Source organism: Sphingobacterium sp. xlx-130 (assembly GCF_011007405.1).
In the GTDB taxonomy this organism is placed as follows: domain Bacteria; phylum Bacteroidota; class Bacteroidia; order Sphingobacteriales; family Sphingobacteriaceae; genus Sphingobacterium; species Sphingobacterium luzhongxinii.
This window is the reverse complement of record NZ_WFKN01000009.1, coordinates 134,268-153,035: the sequence shown is the minus strand read 5'-3', so window position 1 is coordinate 153,035 and position 18,768 is coordinate 134,268. Positions and strand designations below refer to the sequence as shown.

The window sequence follows — 18,768 nt, the reverse complement described above, 5'->3', positions numbered from 1 at the left end:
GCACTGGTAAGCATGATTTCAGTGTTATAAAAATATAAATCATTTTTAGAATAATCAAGCTTTTTTGAAAATAAAAAAAAACGAAAAAAAACCTAGATTTTAGGTTGGTGATCTGTTTTTTTGTAGCTTTCCCAAGCGACTTGATCCGTTTTAAAAGTAAGATGCTCGCTATGTAGTTCGTGGCAATCTATTAATCGAAAAACTTCCTCTTTGTCTTGTGTGTTAAGGGGCTCAAAATTCATCGGACGCTCTTGTAGCGGCATTGTTATCGGACCTAATGCTTTTACCAAGTAATAGATGGATAAAATCTGACTGTTATTGAAGCTTGATTTCTCGTAAAAATCGGTTGTATAAAGGTGTTTTACTACTTCGATCTCTAAATTGCACTCTTCTATAAATTCACGTTTTAAAGCATCTATCAATCCTTCGCCATATTCTAAGCCTCCTCCGGGGAATTTAGTAAAAGATACACTTTGCGTGCGTTCGTCACTCACTAATACTCTATTCTGTGCATCTATCAGTATTCCATATACCCTTACGTTGAACATGTACATACTACTTCTTGTTTATTTATTCTTGGGGGTTAAATCTTTGATGAATATATTTCTGAATTCTACGGGTTGTCCTTCGCTTTGAAGTGCAATAAATCCGCTCTTCAGGGCTTTCCCATCTATTTTCATTCGAGGATCAAAGTTGTTTACTACTGATCCTCCGATATGTGGTTTGTTGTAAGACAGTACGGTGTCCCCTTCGATAATATGGTGAATGATGGAATCTCCTAATACGATGAGTTCTGCTTTCACCCACTGGTCGCCGTCGTAGGTCTTGGATTTTGAATTTATGCAATGGGTTGTTAGCAGCTTACCTTGATGATATATGTGTGTGCCAGGTGAACACATGTTGCCTGTAGGTCTTGGTTTACCATCGCTTAGGCCCCCCAGAAATTGCATTTCAACAGATATGGGCCAGTCTTGGTCGGCAGGCATTGTTTTGGGATCTTGCGAATGGAACATAATACCACTATTGCGCAAGGTATAAGAAGGTGCCCCCGGGTACAAATCCCCGTAGAATCGGTATTCCAATTTTAAATGATAGTTGGTAAATGGAGTGTCATAATAAAGATGCCCAAACCTATTGTCATAAGACTTGCCATAACCATCATAATTTACTTGGATAACTCCATTATTAACACGAAAAGTAGCAGCGAAATTGTTACCGCTCTCGTAGGGATAAATTTTCGCTGTCCAGTTTTTTAGGTCTTTACCATTGAAGAGAGACTTCCACCCGTTATCGATCTGTCGTTGTGAAGCGCAGGATACAGTTACAAGTCCGAAAGCAAAAAATACAATTTTATGATAGATTTTAAACATGATTAAATCTCCTGAAATCCGCTTTCTATAGACATTTCGTCAATAAACAAAAAAGAGTAGTGTCTGGGAAGAAACCATGCTACTGTGCTTCCTATTTGCTGGAAGTCTTGTTCATTGGCAAATTGAGCCGGTGTAAAGTTGAAAACTAGATCTTGTTTGACCTGGGTTTCATCTTCAAAATTACGGGCGATCAACATTGTTTTCGGTATATTAATTCCTGCGTGTTTTAAAAATTCGCGGAGTTGTTTTCTGATATATTTAGGCAGTATCGCATCTGAAGGTTGACCTATTAATACTTTTTCATCGTTTCCAATTACTACATTTTCTTTGTGATTAGAGAAGATGCTTTCGTCACTATAGAAGCTATCATTTAACTCAAAATTGGCAATATCTCCATAAGTAAATATCCAATCAGGCTGTTCGGTTTGCGCGTTGATTACAATACCAAAACCCTGTAATAAAAGTGTTGGAAGTTGCTTACTGATTACAAAAGCATGAAAGTGCTCATTTGATGTAACGGTCTCTAGCTGAACATAAGGAAATCCATCGCTAGCTATAATAACCTCTGGGGAGCCTAGTTTAAGGTTGGCATCAGCAATGTTTTCCAGAAAAGTTCCTATCCATTTTTGATCACGCTCAACAATTGGAGTTTGAATCAAAGTATTTATTATTACCGTCTTTTCCAAGTCTCCTAAGCCTATTTCGGTATTGTCTGCACTATTTTTCAAATTCATTAATGTGTTATTATTACGTTAAGTTGTGTTTAAAAGTACATAATAATACTGTATATTCTAGATCCTGTTTAAAATTTACTGAATATAATATCTTAGATATGCTGCTACTGGGGGGATTCAAAAGAAGGCTAAGCGTGACTGAGCTATAGTTAAAAAGGAGCCTTAATGATACTTGAAGTTACTTAGAAAATAAGATTGGATATATACCTCGAAATAGCTGAGGAAAGTGATTAATATTACTAATACTTATATTGTAAGAACTAAATTTGCTACTTTTGTTAAAATAGAACATTAAATTAATGATAGATACTGATTTAAAGGTTTCCGTAGATTTATCTACTTCTAAACTGAGTTTTGATGATTTTCGTCAAATCATTAAGGCGGATTATGAATTTGCCGTACAGAGTAGGGTGGTGAGTCTATTGGGACGTAAGGAGGTACTGACAGGTAAAGCCAAGTTTGGTATTTTTGGGGATGGAAAGGAACTCGCCCAAATTGCATTAGCTAAGGTTTTTGAGCATGGAGATTGGCGTTCAGGTTATTATAGAGATCAGACATTTGCTTTCGTTTCTGGTATAACAACCATTTATCATTTTTTTGCGCAATTGTACGCGCATCCTGATATTGAGGCGGATACGTCATCTGGAGGTAGACAGATGGTTGCGCATTTTTCGACTAATTTATTGGACGAGAACGGAAACTGGAAGGATCAAACATTAATAAAAAACTCTTTTTCTGATATCTCAACCACAGGTGGTCAAATGGCGCGCTCGATGGGATTGGGACTTGCATCCAAATTGTACCGTAATAATAAAGACCTCTCTTATTTGAAGTACTTTTCGAATAATGGAAGGGAAGTCGTCTTCTGTAATATTGGAAATGCTGCTACTTCCGAAGGTGTATTTTGGGAAGTAATCAATGCGGCTGGTGTACATCAAATACCAGCAGTTATATCTATTTGGGACGATGGATATGGGATATCTGTACCGAATTCGATCCAAACCAGTAAAGGGGATATTTCGGAAGTGCTGAAAGGGTTTCAGCGAGATGAAAATGGAGAGGGGTATGAAATTTTTAAGGTGAATGGTTGGGATTATCCAGGACTATGCGAGACCTATGAAAAGGCTGCCAAGATAGCTCGCGAAGAGCACAGGCCGTGTATTGTTCATGTTACAGAGTTAACCCAGCCGCAGGGACACTCGTCATCAGGGTCTCATGAACGTTATAAAACGAAGGAACGTTTAACTTGGGAAGTTGATTATGATTGTAACATCAAAATGCGCCAATGGATATTAGATGCCGGGATAGCCTCTGAAGAAGAACTCATAGCGATAGAGGATAAGGCAAAAAGATTTGTTAGAGAGGAACAGCGTAGGGCTTGGTCTGATTATAGAAAAATGATTCAGGCTGAGTTGGATGAGGCGGTTTCATTACTTTCACAGATTCAAGACGAAGTAGTTGAGCTGCCGTTGAAGACCTTGATCAGTTCGTCTGAAGCTTCGTTAAAGGAGATCTACTCCACGGTAAGGCAGGTGCTGAGAGAACTTCGTTTTAAGGATTCACCGCAAAAGAAAGCATTGCTGTTGTGGTATCGAGATAAGCAGATATTAAATGCCGATAGATATAATAGTACACTTTATGTGGAGTCGGATGCAAGTCCATTTAACGTTGCTGTTGTGGAGGCTGAATACGAACAAGATGCTGCTATAGTGGATGGACGGGAAGTGCTGAATGCTTGTTTTGAAGCTAATTTTAGCAGAGACGAACGGATATTGGCTTTTGGTGAGGATGTTGGTAAGATTGGGGATGTGAATCAGGGATTTGCCGGATTGCAGGACAAGTTTGGTGAAATGCGTGTCTTTGATACCGGAATTAGGGAATCTACGATTATTGGAAAAGGGATCGGTCTGGCTGTTCGTGGACTACGCCCTATCGCTGAGATACAATATTTGGACTACTTATTATATGCCCTCCCCGTATTAAGTGATGATCTAGCTTCTTTGGGGTATCGCACTAAAGGTCAGCAGAAAGCACCTCTTATCATTCGCACTCGGGGGCATCGTCTAGAGGGGGTTTGGCACTCTGGATCACCCATGACAGTTTTATTGGGAGCTTTACGGGGGATTCACGTCTGTGTACCCCGCAATATGACGCAAGCAGCAGGAATGTATAACACATTGTTGAAGTCAGATGATCCAGCTTTAGTCGTAGAGTGTCTTAATGGCTATCGCTTGAAAGAGAAAATGCCGAGTAATGTAGGTGAATTTACAGTACCTCTAGGGATCGCTGAATTATTGCGATCGGGTACCGATGTAACCGTGGTATCTTACGGTTCGACACTTAGATTAGTTCAAGAAGCTGCTTTAGAGCTGGATAAAATAGGGATTTCTATTGAGATTATTGATGCACAGTGTCTTCAACCATTTGATAAAGAACATATTTGCGTTACTTCTCTAAAGAAGACTAACCGTCTTCTTGTTGTGGATGAGGATGTACCTGGTGGTGCGAGCGCCTTTATATTGCAGCAGATTCTAGAAGATCAAGGGGGCTATTATCATTTGGAGAGCAAGCCTCTAACTTTAAGCGCAAAAGCACATAGACCTCCATATGGTTCTGATGGTGATTACTTTACAAAACCATCAGTGGATGATATAATAGAGTCTGTATATAGGATTATGAACGATGTAAATCCTCAACAATTTCCATCATTGTTTTAAAAATCATTTACTTTCCCGGTTCAGTAATTTTAATTACTGAACCGGGAAAGTAAATGATAATATTATTCAAATAGTGAAGCTGCACCTATTAATGCAGCTTTTTCTTCGTATTCTCCGATACGGATATTGAAATCAACAAATGAATTATCATTATTAATGATCCCCCAAGCCTTGGCAATGTTTCCACCAATAATATAATTATTACAAAGATGTTTGTCGGAAAAAAAAGTTAAGAACTGATATAAGTTGCTACGATATTCTACCATTATAGACTGAAAGAAATCTGTTTGATGATGTTTTTCTATAATTTCTTTAAGACCAAACTCTTGTAAGCCTGATAGTTCTTCAAACCGCCTTGTGAACCAACGAGTCACTAAGTACTCTTCAAAAATACTGTCCTTATAAGGAGTATTCCATAAATTAGCATCATAAGCCTTATCTCCTTGTTGCCATATGGCGCTACCTAGTCCAGTCCCTAGTGTAATCCCTAGGATACAATGTTCCTGATGGCGACCTGTAGCGAAGATCTCTCCTTGTAAAAATGCAGCCGCATCGTTGATATAGCGTATGTCGATTGAAGGGGATTCCAACTCCTCACGCAATGCTGAAGTAATGTCAAGTTTGTAAAGATCGTCATACTTGTTTTGTCCATTCATTAGAGAAATACCATTTTCATAATCGAAGGGGCCCGGCATAGCGATACCGATTTGATCTATTGGGCCATTGAAGCGAGCAATTGATTCTTTAATTGCATTTGTCCAACTTTGAAAAATCGATTTAGCATTTTTAGAAGAATTTACTTCTGCGCGAGTGATAGTTTCTGAAAGAATTGACCATGTATCGCAAGCGACAATAGCGGAGGTAATGTGTGTACCTCCGATATCGCAAGCTAATATATATGTAGACTTACTTTGTGACATTTAAGTATGCGTTGTGTTTTAATAGGTGGTCAGCGATTACAAGAGCAGCCATGGCTTCTACGATAATAACAGCTCGTGGCACAACGCAAGGGTCATGTCTTCCTTTACCTGATATTACGGCCTCTTCGCCTGCTTCGTTTAGTGTGGGTTGGTCACGCATGATTGTAGCGACGGGCTTGAATGCAACTTTGAAAGTGACATCCATGCCATTGGATATCCCGCCCTGTATACCACCAGAATAGTTTGTGCGTGTTATAGTTTTATTGGCTTCTTTGACAAAGATATCGTTGTGTTCGGAGCCTTTTAGTCTAGATCCGTCAAAGCCTGATCCGTATTCGAAGCCGTGTACGGCATTAATACCCATCATAGATTTTGCCAGATCAGCGTGTAATTTGTCAAATACGGGTTCGCCCAATCCTACAGGTAAATTCTGTATGATGGTCGAGATGCGTCCGCCCACAGTGTCTCCCGCTTTGCGGATACCATCAATGTAATCTATCATCTCGTTGGCTGTGGCTGGATCAGCACAGCGGACAATAGTGGACTCGCGTAGTTCTAATAGATTGCGTAAGTCTGAGTTGTCTAGATTTGGTGATTCGATCGAACCTACACCGGATACATGCGCAAATATGGTTATGCCATGTTGTTTTAGAAATAGTTTAGCAATAGCACCAGCTGCAACGCGCGCAGCAGTCTCTCTTGCCGACGATCGGCCTCCGCCTCGGTAATCACGTATCCCATATTTCATCTGATACGTATAGTCCGCATGTGAAGGACGGAACTTATCACTGATATGAGAATAGTCTTTGGAGCGCTGATCTTCGTTGGGAATGACGATAGCTATTGGCGTGCCGGTAGATTTACCTTCAAATATACCAGATAGAATCTGCGCAGTATCACTCTCTTTACGTTGTGTAGTAATTTTGGATTGACCAGGGCGCCTTTTGTCCAACTCAGACTGAATAAATGCTTCGTCAATCACTATGTTTGAAGGACAACCGTCCAGTATAACACCTATCGCCGCACCATGGGATTCGCCGAAAGTGGTTATTCTGAAAAGATCTCCAAATGAATTTCCTGCCATAATTTATTAATTGAGGTAAATATATTAAATCGTCTATACTTTAGCGAAAAAATATAGACGATATATCTGATAATTGTTTAGGATGTGAAGAATCCCTGGTTCTGAAGGTCCTCCCAAAAAGTAGGATAGGACTTTTCGACTACTTGAGGTTCTTCAATGATAATGTTGTTAAAAACCAATGCTAGAGGTGCAAATGCCATAGCCATGCGGTGATCTTCATAGGTCTTTATGGCTATAGTACCAGGATCTGCTACATTTTGACTGTGTAGGTGATAGTTGACTCCGTCCTTTTCCAATCGTGCACCATATTTAGCGATTTCATTCTGTAGGGCAGCGATACGGTCTGTTTCTTTAATTCTTAGTGTTTCTAATCCTGTAAATGATATGTCCCGCTTTAACACAGAAGCCACAACAACTACAGTCTGGGCTAAATCTGGACATGATTTGAAGTCAAAAAGTGTTTTGTCGGACACAATATCCGTTTTTTCAAGAAAGATTCCATCTGCTTCAAAGGTCGTCTTAACGCCGAAGTGCGTCATGATATCCGCTATGGCTATATCTCCCTGTAAACTATTCTTCTTAAGACCTGGTAATCGAATTGAACCAGTCCTAGATAAAGCGACGATAGCATACCAATACGAAGCTGCACTCCAGTCGGGTTCGATATATAGTGTGCTTTCCAGAGCCTGCTGAGCTTGGATCTGAATACTGTTTTCAATCCACAGATGTTTAATACCAACCTCACTTAACATATCCAGTGTCATAGTTACATATGGTAAGGATGTCAGTTCTCCTTCAATCTCTAGTGTAAGTCCTTTTTCGAGAGCTGAAGCTATTAAAAGAAGTGATGATACATATTGACTACTTACATCGCCTTTTATCGTTACAGATTTTTTAGATTGAATTAAAGGACCGTGGATTCGCAATGGGGGATAACCCTCATTTTGTGCGTATTGGATCTCTGTTCCAATGCTATTCAATGCATTAACAAGAATGCCTATAGGACGTTGTTGCATTCTAGAAGTACCTGTCAATATAAATTCCCCTTGGAGTAGATTGAGGTAGGAGGTCAAAAACCGCATAGCCGTACCCGCTGGACCAATGTCTATTGTTTTGACACCATTAGCAGCATTCTCATGCGCTTTTTTTATAGCCTTAGTTAGCAATAAAGTGTCATCGGCATTGGAAAGGTTTTGTATAGTAACCTTTCCAGCGCTGATGGCTTGGATGATAAGCGCGCGATTACTCTCTGATTTTGAGCCAGTGAGCTGTACGAGGCCGCTTATCTCCCTTGTTGGATGCGAGAGCTTAATGCTTGGTTGCTCCATTATGCCTCCGCATTAACTTTTGTGTTCATGATCTCATTCTGCTTACGAATAGACTCATTGTGTAATAGCTCTAAGTATTTAACGGTGAAGTCTTCGCTAAGATTCAGTGCCTTAGCGAGCTGTAAACGTTTTTGGACGATTTCATCCCAGCGTGATATTTGTAAGATTGTCACGTGATTGTCGCGTTTGTATTCACCTATTTTTTCAGCTATCTTCATACGATCACCGATTTGTTTGATAATCTGATCGTCCAATTTGTCTATCTGCTGACGTAATTCGGCTAATTTATCGTCGAATGCAGGATTGTTAGATTCGGCATGACGGATCGAAAGATTGTCCAATAAATCTGAAAGTGCTGCTGGTGTTACTTGTTGCTTGGCATCAGTCCATGCTACCGAAGGGTCGATATGTGATTCGATGATAAGTCCTTGCATATCCATATCCATTGCTTTTTGTGTAACGTAAGGAATCAATTCACGATTGCCACAGATATGACTTGGGTCATTTATAATAGGTAGCTCAGGAGCAATTGTTTTCAGCTGTATTGCAATATCCCACATCGGTTCGTTACGGAATGCTGTCTTTTCGAATGATGAAAATCCTCTATGTATAGCGCCTAATTTTTTTATACCAGCACCATTGATTCGTTCTAATGCTCCAATCCATAAGGAAAGATCAGGGTTTACCGGATTTTTAACTAAAACAGGAATATCTACGCCTTTCAATGCGTCGGCAATCTCTTGGACGGTAAATGGATTTGCCGTAGAGCGCGCACCTACCCATAATACATCAACTCCTGCCGCTAATGCTTCTTCAACGTGTTTCGCTGTAGCAACCTCCGTTGCTGTAAGTAAACCTGTTTCTTCTTTTGCTCTTTTCAACCATTGTAAACCAATACTGCCAATTCCCTCAAATTCTCCCGGACGAGTACGGGGTTTCCAAATACCTGCACGAAGTACATTTACTTTTCCAGTGTTGGCTAAAAGGTGTGCTGTAGAAACAAGTTGTTCTTCTGTTTCGGCACTGCATGGTCCAGCTATGATTAAGGGTTTGTCCCCGATGTTGATCCAAGATTGTAATGGAAGGATGTCTAATGAATGTTTCATTTTATTTTCAATTTTTTAGTTTTATTATTATTTAGTGTGTTGTTTTCGATTATACTTTTTCGTTTTTGATATACTCGCCCATGATACTGAAATTGACAGTATGTTTGAGTACTTTGCGGATGGCAGCATCGTAATCGGCTTGCTTTTTCCATTCGACATCTACATAAAAATCGTATTCATTGCGGCGTCCTACTACAGGCATGGACTGTATCTTACTGAGATTGACATTTTGTTCTGCAAAGCATTGTAATACGGACGCGAGGGAACCTACGGCATTACCTGTCTGGAAGGAGAGGGAAGCCTTGTTGGCGCCCTTTTGCTCAACGACCTCGTTGCTCAAAATTAAGAAGCGAGTTGCGTTTTTCTTGTTGGTTTCTATACGCTTTTCAAGAATATTAAGACCATATATTTTTGCCGCAAATTCACCTGCAATTGCTGCAGTATTGGTGAGTTGTTCTTCTTTTATTTTTTTTGCACATCCTGCTGTATCCAGCCCCTCCTTAATAATCCAGTCTGGATGGTCGGAAAGAAATTCGTCACACTGTCTAATTGCTATGGGGTGGGATTCGATATATTGTATGTCATCGAGCTTTACACCAGGTAACGCTAATAGATTCTGCTGGATATTAAGGTGTACTTCGCCTACGATATGGAACCTGTAATCCCTTAATAAATTGTAATTAGGCAAAATGCTTCCGGCGATAGAGTTTTCAATAGCCATAACGACATTGTCAGCTTTGCCCTGCTTAAGCATTTCACAGGTTTGTTTGAATGAACTACACTCTAATGTTTCGATATCCTGTCCGAAGTATTTGAATGCAGCCTCTTCATGAAAAGAAGCTTTTACGCCCTGGATTGCAATTTTTGTTTTCATATTTAATACTTAAATAAAAAAGGTCCCGGATTGAATCCGGGACCTTTTTTATATTTTATTCATGTTATGAACTCTATACATACTAGCCCCGGCTCTTATCGCTAAAATAAAAGAAGTAAAAATAGTTGTATGTAGTTACTGTATTCATTGTCTCTGTTTTGATATTCCAAAGGTATGTGATAGAAAAGTTATATCCAAATTTTTTTTGTTTTTTTACTTTTTTTGAAGCTAAAAGAAAGGGTATTTATATTATTTTTTTTGATGATATTTCGCCTTTTTTATGTTGTTTTTTTTGTCATTTTAAAAATATGTAAATGTTGTTTAAAAATGCTTAAATGCGATATTTTTTATGATTTATGTGTTTTTTTAGACTATTTATTGTGTTGTTTTTACTTTGTTTTATGTCTTAAAAATGTTGTTTTTTTTAATTTAAATTCTGTTTATTTATTGTTTTTTTTTTACTTTTTTTTGTTCTTGATAAGGTCGGATTAAATATAATGTGATACTGTCAGGATATAATTCCACTCTTTTTAGTAGTATTGTAGTCTTTTAGTAATATCAAATATGTTATATGTTATCTTGAGTGTTTTTTGTAGTGTTAGCGTTGCTGTAATACTAAAAATAGCACGCGGCAAGTCGTTGAATGTACAACAGCTTGTATTATGGAATTACCCGACTACAGTTTTATTAACTTATTTTCTTTTAAAGCCAGCTTTGTCAGATATTTCTTGGCAGACATTGCCGTATCAGTTGTACGTCCCGCTTACCATATTATTGCCTACACTTTTTATTTTTATCGCTTTGGCTATTAAATATAGTGGCATTGTAAAGACCGATATTGCACAGCGTATGTCATTGTTTATACCTTTACTTGCCTCTTTTTTGTTTTTTAACGAACAGGCAAACACAGGAAAAGTGGTAGGTTTGGTCATAGGTTTGGTAGCAGTAATCTGTTCTGTGAGCTGGAATAAAAGCGGTACTGATCAAAAATCTAGTAGTATACTATATCCATCAATTGTTTTCGTTGGAATGGGAATTATCGATGTTTTGTTTAAACAAGTGGCACAACATACTGAGGTGCCCTATATTGACTCTATGTTTTTTGTATTTGTCGGGGCAATGTTTATCGCTTTTTTTATATTGGCATCTCAGTTTTGGTTACTGAAAAAGAAAGTTGACTTGAGAAGTATTATATGGGGCAGTGTTTTAGGGATATTCAATTTTGCGAATATTTTTTTTTATATGAAAGCACATCGCGCTATTCCAGAAAATCCATCTATTGTATTTACCACGATGAATGTAGGTGTCATTGTGGTAGGCTCGATAGTCGGTGTATGGATGTTTCGGGAGAAGCTTAGTCTTTTGAATAAGATCGGCCTAATATTGGCTGTGATATCTATATTATTAATTACGTACCTGTGAGTTTATTTGAAGATACATACTTAACGATTGGTCAGCCCTCTGAGGGTGTTTTTAGAGATAAAGGTAGTAAGTTTATTGCCTATGCTTACCCATTTAAAAAAGAGACGCACCTAAAGGAGATTATTGCAACGCTGAAATCACTCCATCCAAAAGCGAGGCATCACTGTTGGGCTTATCGTCTAGGCACAGACCGTAGTGTTTTTCGTATTAATGATGATGGAGAACCTTCTGGCACTGCCGGGAGACCTATTCTAAATGTATTACTATCTAAGGATCTGACTAATATTTTGGTCGTGGTAGTACGTTATTTTGGAGGAACATTGCTTGGTGTCCCTGGATTGATAAATGCTTATAAGATGGCGACTCAGGAAGCCCTAGCAGAGGTTGAGGTCATTGAAAAGACGGTCAATGATGTTTATGATGTGTCTTTCGAATATTTGCAAATGAATGATGTAATGCGTCTATTAAAAGAAGAAGAAATTAGTGTTTTGAGCCAACAATTTGATAACAGCTGTGTTATTACTATAGAAATTAGAAAAAATCTTGTAAACACGGTGTTGTCAAAATTGGATAAAATTGAGAAGACTAGCGCTAAATATTTGTACACTTTATGATAGCAGATACTGAATTGATTTTGAATGCGGACGGAAGTATATACCATCTCAATATTCTTCCGGATGATTTGGCTGATACGATAATATTTGTTGGTGATCCCGACCGAGTACCTTTGGTCTCAAAATATTTCGATAAAATAGAAATAAAGAAAGGAAAACGGGAGTTTGTGACACATACAGGGCTGTTACGAGGGCGACGTTTGTCGGTGATATCGACCGGTATTGGTACGGATAATATTGATATAGTAATCAACGAAATAGACGCTCTGGTAAATGTAGATTTCTCAACGAAGACACTTAAGGATAAACTGAAAAGTGTAGATATTATAAGGATTGGAACCTCTGGTTCCATACAAGGAAATATTCCGATAGGTACTATTTTGGCGAGCGAGTTTGCTATTGGCTTTGATAATTTAATGCAATTCTATGTTAAAACCTATACGCCTATGGAGCAAATCCTGTCGGACAAAGTGGGGAGTCACTTTTCAAATTTGTCTTTTCGTCCATATATAGGTGCTGCTAGTCCTAAGTTATTAGCTAAATTTGCATCAGGAATTGCTCAGGGAATTACGATGACAGCCCCTGGATTTTATGGGCCACAGGGTAGGAGTGTCAGATCGCATAATATGTATCCGGATTTGATACAAAAAGCGAGCTCTTTCGTAACTAATGATGGTCGACATATAACTAATTTAGAAATGGAAACAGCTGGTATTTATGCACTTTCCAATATGTTTGGTCATCACGCACTTTCTGTAAATGCAGTATTGGCATCACGACTTGATGAAGAATTTTGTTCCAACCCTGCAGAAGTAATTGATAGGGCAATACAGTATGTATTAAATCGGATTTGATATTGTTAATTGGGAGATAAACCTTTACGAGTAGAATCAAATTTTAACATTATAAAAAGTAAAATTGTAAAACTCCACAGTGAGGATCCTCCATAACTAACAAATGGCAAAGGGATTCCTATAATAGGAACTAATCCAATGGTCATACTTAGATTGATGAAGAAATGGAAGAATAAAATCGATGCAACACAGTAAGAGTAAATGCGAGCAAAGGCTGTCCGTTGTCTTTCGGCAATATGTATAATCCGGAATAATAAAAATACATATAGGGCTACTACGGTAACAGAGCCTACAAACCCCCATTCCTCACCGATAGTACAAAAAATGAAGTCGGTACTTTGTTCCGGAACAAAGTTGTATTTCGTTTGTGTTCCTTGAAGATATCCTTTGCCGAAAAGCTGTCCTGAACCAATTGCAATCTGGGATTGGTTTAAGTTGTATCCTTCTCCTCTCGGATCATTGACTTTACCTAGTAAAATATCAATCCTACTACGTTGGTGAGGCTGTAAAATATTTTCCCAAGCAAAGTCAACACTCAACACATAGATGGATGCAGCTAAACAGAGTAGCGCAATATTAAGTATGTGCTTTCGCTTTGATCTATTGAAATAAGCCAAGGTCGCACAAATAGTAAAGATAATTCCGATCAATATCCATTCGTTTTCAAGTACCAATGCTAGTACAAAAAGTAAAATAGCTAAGCCTCCCAATAGTAATAGTTTTGTGTTGACATAGCCCTCTCTATAGAAGACAAAAACTAGCGAGAAAAAAACAAGAGCCGAACCTGTATCAGGTTGTAATTTGATCAAAATAACAGGCAATAGCACTATGCCAGCTGCGACAGCAAGGGAGGTGAGATTAGGTGTTTTGCTAGCTTGGGAGTTGAGGTAATAAGACAGTAATAGACAGGTGGCTAGCTTTCCAAATTCAGAGGGCTGTAGTCGAAAAAAACCTAAGTCTATCCACGATTGATTACCATTTACATTTTTTCCTACAATAAGAACAGCAATTAAAAGTAAGATTACGACACCGTATACTATTGGTGTAACTGAAATAAAAAAACGTTGGTCTATGATTAATATACTAAAACCAATTATGATTGCGGTAAATATAAAAAGGGCTTGTTTACCGTAGTTGGTAGCTAAATTAAAAATATCTGGGTATTCTGGGTTATAGACTGCCGCATGTATATTAAACCAGCCTATAAGACATAGTGTGAACCAGATTGCAATCGTTGTCCAGTCTATTCGACCTAAAAAGCTATTTTTAGTGTTGTTCATATCTACGGCTTAATTGGCTTTGGTGGACTAATAGTGATGATTTTTGTGCTCTTTGTGCAATTTGCTTTTTTACCTGCGTACTGTCTTTTTTTTCTTTGTTATTATCTTTCTTACTTTCCGTCGGTTTTGCTTTTACCTGAGGTAACAGGCTGGCATTTAATATGCGGTCCTGAAGATATTTTGGTAGCGTTATCGTGTCGCGGAGATGTTTTTCGACAAGCATACTTGCTATAGGTCCAGCCCAGGTTCCTCCATAACCGGCATTTTCGACAAAGACTGCAATCGCTATTTTAGGGTTTACACGAGGAGCAAATGCGAAAAATACGGCATGATTTTCACCATGTGGGTTTTGTACAGTACCTGTTTTTGCACACATTTCAATGCCATTTATACGCACGGAGGAAGCAGTACCTCCCGGGGCGTTGACCGCTCTACTCATTCCTTCAATAACAGGTTCATAATGTTGTGCATCTACTCCTGCAAATATCTTTTCGGTGAACTCTTTTTTGATAATTTGTTTTTGGCCTATACCTTTGATAAGGTGAGGACGATAGTAAAAACCCCTGTTGGCTACAATAGCCATGATATTAGCCATTTGCAGTGGAGTGATGCCCAATTCTCCCTGACCGATTGATTGGGAAATGGTATAACTTGATCCCCACTTTTCGCTTCCAAAGCGTTTCGTATAATAGCTGGCGGGATACACATTTCCTCCTTTTTCCCCAGGTAGATCAATCCCCAAAGGATGGCCTAAGCCAAATTTATGAAGTCCTTCCCGCCAGAGCTCATAGGCTTTTGGTCCAGACATGCTCCTCGAATCAATCATACGGGCATAAACATAGCCGTAGTAAGTATTACAGGATTTGGCAATTGATTTAACTAGATCTGTAGGGCCGTCAACGTGTGTACAACGCATGATTCTACCTGCTCCATATCTATAGCCGCCGGGACAATTGAAAATGGTGTGCGGTGTAATAACACCCGCCTGAAGCCCCGTGAGTGCAGCGACAACCTTGAATACAGATCCAGGGGGATAGGAAGCCTGAATAGGTCTATTAAACATAGGTTTGTGAGGATCGTATAACAACTTCATATAGTTGTTTCCGCGTTGTCTTCCTACCATTAAATTCGGGTTGTAGCTTGGACTGCTGACATAGGATAGAATCTCCCCGGTTGAGGGTTCGATAGCTACAACCGAACCTAATTTGTTTTTCATCAGTTTTTCGGCCAATAGTTGTAATTCCTTGTCAAGAGAAGATACGAGTCCATCTCCAGATACCGCTAGGGTGTCGTATTTGCCATCCATAAATACACCTTGAGCACGGCCAAAAACATCAACCATTTGATTTTTGACTCCACGTTGTCCCCTTAAGAGCTCTTCGTAAGAGCGTTCTACCCCCGAGGCACCAATGTAATCTCCACGTTTGTAGAAATTATTTGAACGTTCAATATCTTTTTCATTTACCTCTTGAATATAACCTAAAAATTGCGCTGCAATGCTATCTGGGTATTGACGCACCGTACGAGGTTGTGCTTGGAAACCTCTAAATTTGTCTAAATGTTCTTGCAGTACAGCGAAAGTTTCTGCGCTCATCATTCCTTCAAATATTGAAGCCCGGAAGGGTGAAAACGAACGAGCTTTATTCATCCGGGAGATAAAACCTGCTTTGTCAATTTCAAGTAGACGACACAGCAATAATGTATCTATATCTTTTACCTCACGCGGTATGACTAGGAGGTCATAAACAGGTTCGTTTTGAACAAGTATTTTTCCATTTCTATCCAAGATTACACCCCTTGCAGGGTATACTACAGTTTTTCGGAGCACATTATTATTGGCTGATAGTAGATAAGAATCATCTATAATCTGAAGATAGAATAGACGAGCTACAATAATCAGCGCTATAGCTATGAATATCCCTTGTATAATGTACTTTCGTTCGAAGAAACTATTGTTCATGTCGCTTTAGTTAATCAATCTTGATTTGCGATTGTAGGTAATCAAGCTAATGATAAGAATGACCACTACCGTGAATAAGCTGCTGAAAAGTATACTTGCTAACGTATATAGTATATCCTGAAAGGAGAACACTTCTGTTAGAAATAGGACAAGATGATGTATAAATGTCCCTAGAAATAAGTAGGTTGAAAACCATTTAAATCCCATGTTTCCCCAACTCGGAGTTTGAAAAGAAGCCTGTTCATCCATCTCCAGTGTGATTTTGTGAAAGAAAATACGAAACCAAGCCAAAGCTACACAAGCAGCCGCATGTACGCCTATGCTGTCATAAAATGCGTCTACGGTAAGACCTGTAAGAAATGCAAGTAGAAAAAGAACAAAATTGGATATACCTGTAGGTAATAAAAGTATGATAAGGATGTAAGGAAACAATGCTGCTATATTGTAATATCCAATATTTTTGAATACGGCTACCTGCAATACAATAAGTATCAAGAAGCGGATGATATTGAAAACGATTACCCTAGCCATTATCTTTGTTTTGTTTTTCTAATTCTAATTTCTCCATTGCCATTTTATCTTTTACGATGTAGACATGATTAAGATTAATAAAATTTGTCGTCAATAGGACCCGTATGTCCTTAAAGCTTTCTCCTGAAGTCAAATCGGTCTGCACGATGTGTCCAACTTTAATTCCCTTTGGAAACTTAGTGGAATATCCTGACGTAAAGACAGGTTGTCCCACATAAACCTTTACGTGATTTGGAATATCCCGTACCATGGCGTAGCGCGGATCTTGATTGTTACCCCAAACTAAGGATCCAAATGCAGTACCGGTACTATCTAGCGTGACAGATATTTTACTATCAGGATGTAATAGTGATTTGATGGTGCTAAAATGAGGCGATACATTCAGTACTGTGCCGACAACCCCGTTGGAGGTAATTACGCCCATATCTTTCTCTATACCATCTATCGACCCTTTATTAATAGTTAGATAATTACTTTTTTGATGAACACTGTTATTGACAACTGAGGCAACAAGAAATTCATATCGTGAATTATCAATGCTATCCACGATATTTACAGAGTCTTTCGTACTATCAGAGGAAGTTATATTTTGTAACTTCTGACGCAGTAATGCGTTCTCATTTGTTAATTGTTCATTAGTTGCGCGCAATGACAGGTATTCTTTCCACGAGTTCACATTGCCATAAAAAGAACCAATAATAACATTTGAGGAATTTACAAAGGAAGAACGTTGGTAATTGTTGTTCTGAACAACGAGGAAAATAGAAAAGGTGAAAAAAAGAATAAACCAAAAAAAGGCGTTATATCTTACCAAAAAGAGCCATAGGTTTTTCATATTTTTCCGTAGAGATTTATTTCGTTATCTAAAAAATACGCGATATAGAAGAAGATTAACTTTTCTATATCGCGCAGAAGTATTTTTATTTTACCTTGTTTTCGTTATTGCATCAAAAACTTGAATCTTCCGATATTCTTAAGCGCTATTCCTGTTCCTCTTACAACAGCACGTAATGGATCTTCCGCGACATGTATAGGTAGTTTTGTTTTGGCTTGTAATCTTTTGTCAAGACCTCTCAGTAAAGCTCCTCCACCGGTTAAATATATTCCAGTCTGATAGATATCCGCAGATAATTCAGGAGGAGTGATTTCTAGTGCTTTTAATATAGCCTCTTCAATTTTTGAAATGGACTTGTCCAAACAATGTGCAATCTCGGTATAAGAAACGGTTATTTGTTTAGGAATACCTGTCATCAAATCACGTCCTTGTACCGCAAAATCTTCTGGTGGATCCGTAAGCTCCGGGAGCGCAGCACCAACCTCAATCTTAATTTTTTCTGCAGTTCGGTCTCCAATCATAATATTATGTTGACGACGAATGTATTGCACGATATCGGAGTCAAAGTTGTCACCTCCCACACGGATAGATTGATCACAAACAATTCCTGATAGTGCTATCACCGCAATCTCTGTCGTACCCCCACCGATATCAATAATCATATTTCCTACAGGTTCTTCCACATCGATTCCGATACCTACCGCAGCAGCCATGGGTTCGTGAATGAGGTAGACTTCTTTAGCACCGGCAATTTCTGCCGAATCTCGAACGGCACGCTTTTCTACCTCCGTAATACCGGAAGGTATACATACTACCATACGCAATGATGGAAAAAACCATGATTTGCCATTGGTTACCAATTTTACCATTCCTCTTATTAGATGTTCAGCCGCAGTAAAATCTGCGATAACCCCATCTCTAAGTGGTCTAACTGTTTTTATGTTGTCGTGGGTTTTACCTTCCATCTGCATAGCCTGTCTGCCTATCGCAATGACCTTGTTTGTTGTCCGATCAAAAGCTACAATCGAAGGCTCGTCCACTACTACTTTGTCATTATGTATTATTAAGGTATTTGCCGTACCCAAGTCAATCGCAACTTCTTGCGTAAACCAATTGAATAACCCCATTTAGTAAGTCCT

General features: G+C 38.7%; 17 protein-coding genes. 4 read left to right on the top strand and 13 right to left on the bottom strand.

Annotated features, from left to right (window positions below):
- Positions 1–92: 92 nt before the first annotated feature.
- From G7B18_RS15830 to G7B18_RS15820, 3 genes are read right to left on the bottom strand one after another with little or no spacing between them, the layout of a single operon-like run.
- Positions 93–554 (bottom strand): NUDIX domain-containing protein, encoded by a 462-nt coding sequence (locus tag G7B18_RS15830; protein WP_164108425.1) that lies wholly within the window; start codon positions 552–554, stop codon positions 93–95.
- A 12-nt stretch (positions 555–566) separates the two neighbouring features.
- Positions 567–1,370: a DUF1080 domain-containing protein gene (locus G7B18_RS15825; protein ID WP_164123418.1), complete on the bottom strand. Its 804-nt coding sequence runs from the start codon at positions 1,368–1,370 to the stop codon at positions 567–569.
- Positions 1,371–1,372: 2 nt separating this feature from the next.
- A complete protein-coding gene (locus tag G7B18_RS15820; protein WP_164123416.1) occupies positions 1,373–2,104 on the bottom strand; it encodes a hypothetical protein in 732 nt (243 codons plus the stop codon).
- Positions 2,105–2,403: 299 nt separating this feature from the next.
- Here G7B18_RS15820 and G7B18_RS15815 point away from each other — a divergent pair, with 299 nt between their 5' ends.
- Positions 2,404–4,821 (top strand): thiamine pyrophosphate-dependent enzyme, encoded by a 2,418-nt coding sequence (locus G7B18_RS15815; protein ID WP_164108428.1) that lies wholly within the window; start codon positions 2,404–2,406, stop codon positions 4,819–4,821.
- Between the two features lie 62 nt (positions 4,822–4,883).
- Here G7B18_RS15815 and G7B18_RS15810 read toward each other — a convergent pair whose 3' ends face one another.
- The 5 genes from G7B18_RS15810 to G7B18_RS15790 all read right to left on the bottom strand — a co-directional run bounded on the left by G7B18_RS15810 (position 4,884) and on the right by G7B18_RS15790 (position 10,133).
- Entirely contained in the window at positions 4,884–5,741 is an 858-nt protein-coding gene (locus G7B18_RS15810; protein ID WP_164108429.1) for an ROK family protein, read from the bottom strand.
- Entirely contained in the window at positions 5,728–6,825 is a 1,098-nt protein-coding gene (aroC, locus tag G7B18_RS15805) for a chorismate synthase (RefSeq protein ID WP_164108430.1), read from the bottom strand. The genes G7B18_RS15810 and aroC overlap by 14 nt, the downstream gene beginning before the upstream one ends.
- 77 nt (positions 6,826–6,902) lie before the next feature.
- Entirely contained in the window at positions 6,903–8,153 is a 1,251-nt protein-coding gene (gene aroA, locus G7B18_RS15800; protein WP_164108431.1) for a 3-phosphoshikimate 1-carboxyvinyltransferase, read from the bottom strand.
- A complete protein-coding gene (locus G7B18_RS15795; RefSeq protein ID WP_164108432.1) occupies positions 8,153–9,259 on the bottom strand; it encodes a chorismate mutase in 1,107 nt (368 codons plus the stop codon). Before G7B18_RS15795 ends, aroA begins: the two co-directional genes overlap by 1 nt.
- 49 nt (positions 9,260–9,308) lie before the next feature.
- On the bottom strand, positions 9,309–10,133 hold the full coding sequence (locus tag G7B18_RS15790; protein ID WP_164123414.1) for a prephenate dehydratase: 825 nt from the start codon (positions 10,131–10,133) through the stop codon (positions 9,309–9,311).
- A gap of 564 nt (positions 10,134–10,697) precedes the next feature.
- On the opposite strand from G7B18_RS15790, the gene G7B18_RS15785 reads away from it, so the two are divergent.
- The 3 genes from G7B18_RS15785 to G7B18_RS15775 are packed head-to-tail and all read left to right on the top strand — an operon-like array spanning position 10,698 to position 13,023.
- Positions 10,698–11,555, top strand: coding sequence for an EamA/RhaT family transporter (locus G7B18_RS15785; protein WP_164108434.1), 858 nt, complete (start codon positions 10,698–10,700; stop codon positions 11,553–11,555).
- Positions 11,552–12,169 carry a YigZ family protein gene (locus G7B18_RS15780; RefSeq protein WP_164108435.1) on the top strand — a complete coding sequence of 206 codons (618 nt, stop codon included), beginning with the start codon at positions 11,552–11,554 and terminating at the stop codon, positions 12,167–12,169. Before G7B18_RS15785 ends, G7B18_RS15780 begins: the two co-directional genes overlap by 4 nt.
- Entirely contained in the window at positions 12,166–13,023 is an 858-nt protein-coding gene (locus G7B18_RS15775; protein ID WP_164108436.1) for a nucleoside phosphorylase, read from the top strand. The genes G7B18_RS15780 and G7B18_RS15775 overlap by 4 nt, the downstream gene beginning before the upstream one ends.
- Positions 13,024–13,028: 5 nt before the next feature.
- Here G7B18_RS15775 and rodA read toward each other — a convergent pair whose 3' ends face one another.
- From rodA to G7B18_RS15750, 5 genes are all read right to left on the bottom strand, one after another.
- A complete protein-coding gene (gene rodA / locus G7B18_RS15770; protein WP_164108437.1) occupies positions 13,029–14,303 on the bottom strand; it encodes a rod shape-determining protein RodA in 1,275 nt (424 codons plus the stop codon).
- Positions 14,290–16,263, bottom strand: a complete 1,974-nt coding sequence (gene mrdA / locus G7B18_RS15765; protein WP_164108438.1) for a penicillin-binding protein 2 — start codon at positions 16,261–16,263, stop codon at positions 14,290–14,292. The genes rodA and mrdA overlap by 14 nt, the downstream gene beginning before the upstream one ends.
- A gap of 6 nt (positions 16,264–16,269) precedes the next feature.
- The gene (locus G7B18_RS15760; protein WP_164108439.1) at positions 16,270–16,794 is read right to left on the bottom strand and encodes a rod shape-determining protein MreD; all 525 of its coding nucleotides are present in this window, start codon (positions 16,792–16,794) and stop codon (positions 16,270–16,272) included.
- Positions 16,787–17,629 carry a rod shape-determining protein MreC gene (gene mreC, locus G7B18_RS15755; protein ID WP_164108440.1) on the bottom strand — a complete coding sequence of 281 codons (843 nt, stop codon included), beginning with the start codon at positions 17,627–17,629 and terminating at the stop codon, positions 16,787–16,789. The genes G7B18_RS15760 and mreC overlap by 8 nt, the downstream gene beginning before the upstream one ends.
- A gap of 104 nt (positions 17,630–17,733) precedes the next feature.
- Positions 17,734–18,756 (bottom strand): rod shape-determining protein, encoded by a 1,023-nt coding sequence (locus G7B18_RS15750; RefSeq protein WP_079642435.1) that lies wholly within the window; start codon positions 18,754–18,756, stop codon positions 17,734–17,736.
- Positions 18,757–18,768 lie beyond the last annotated feature (12 nt).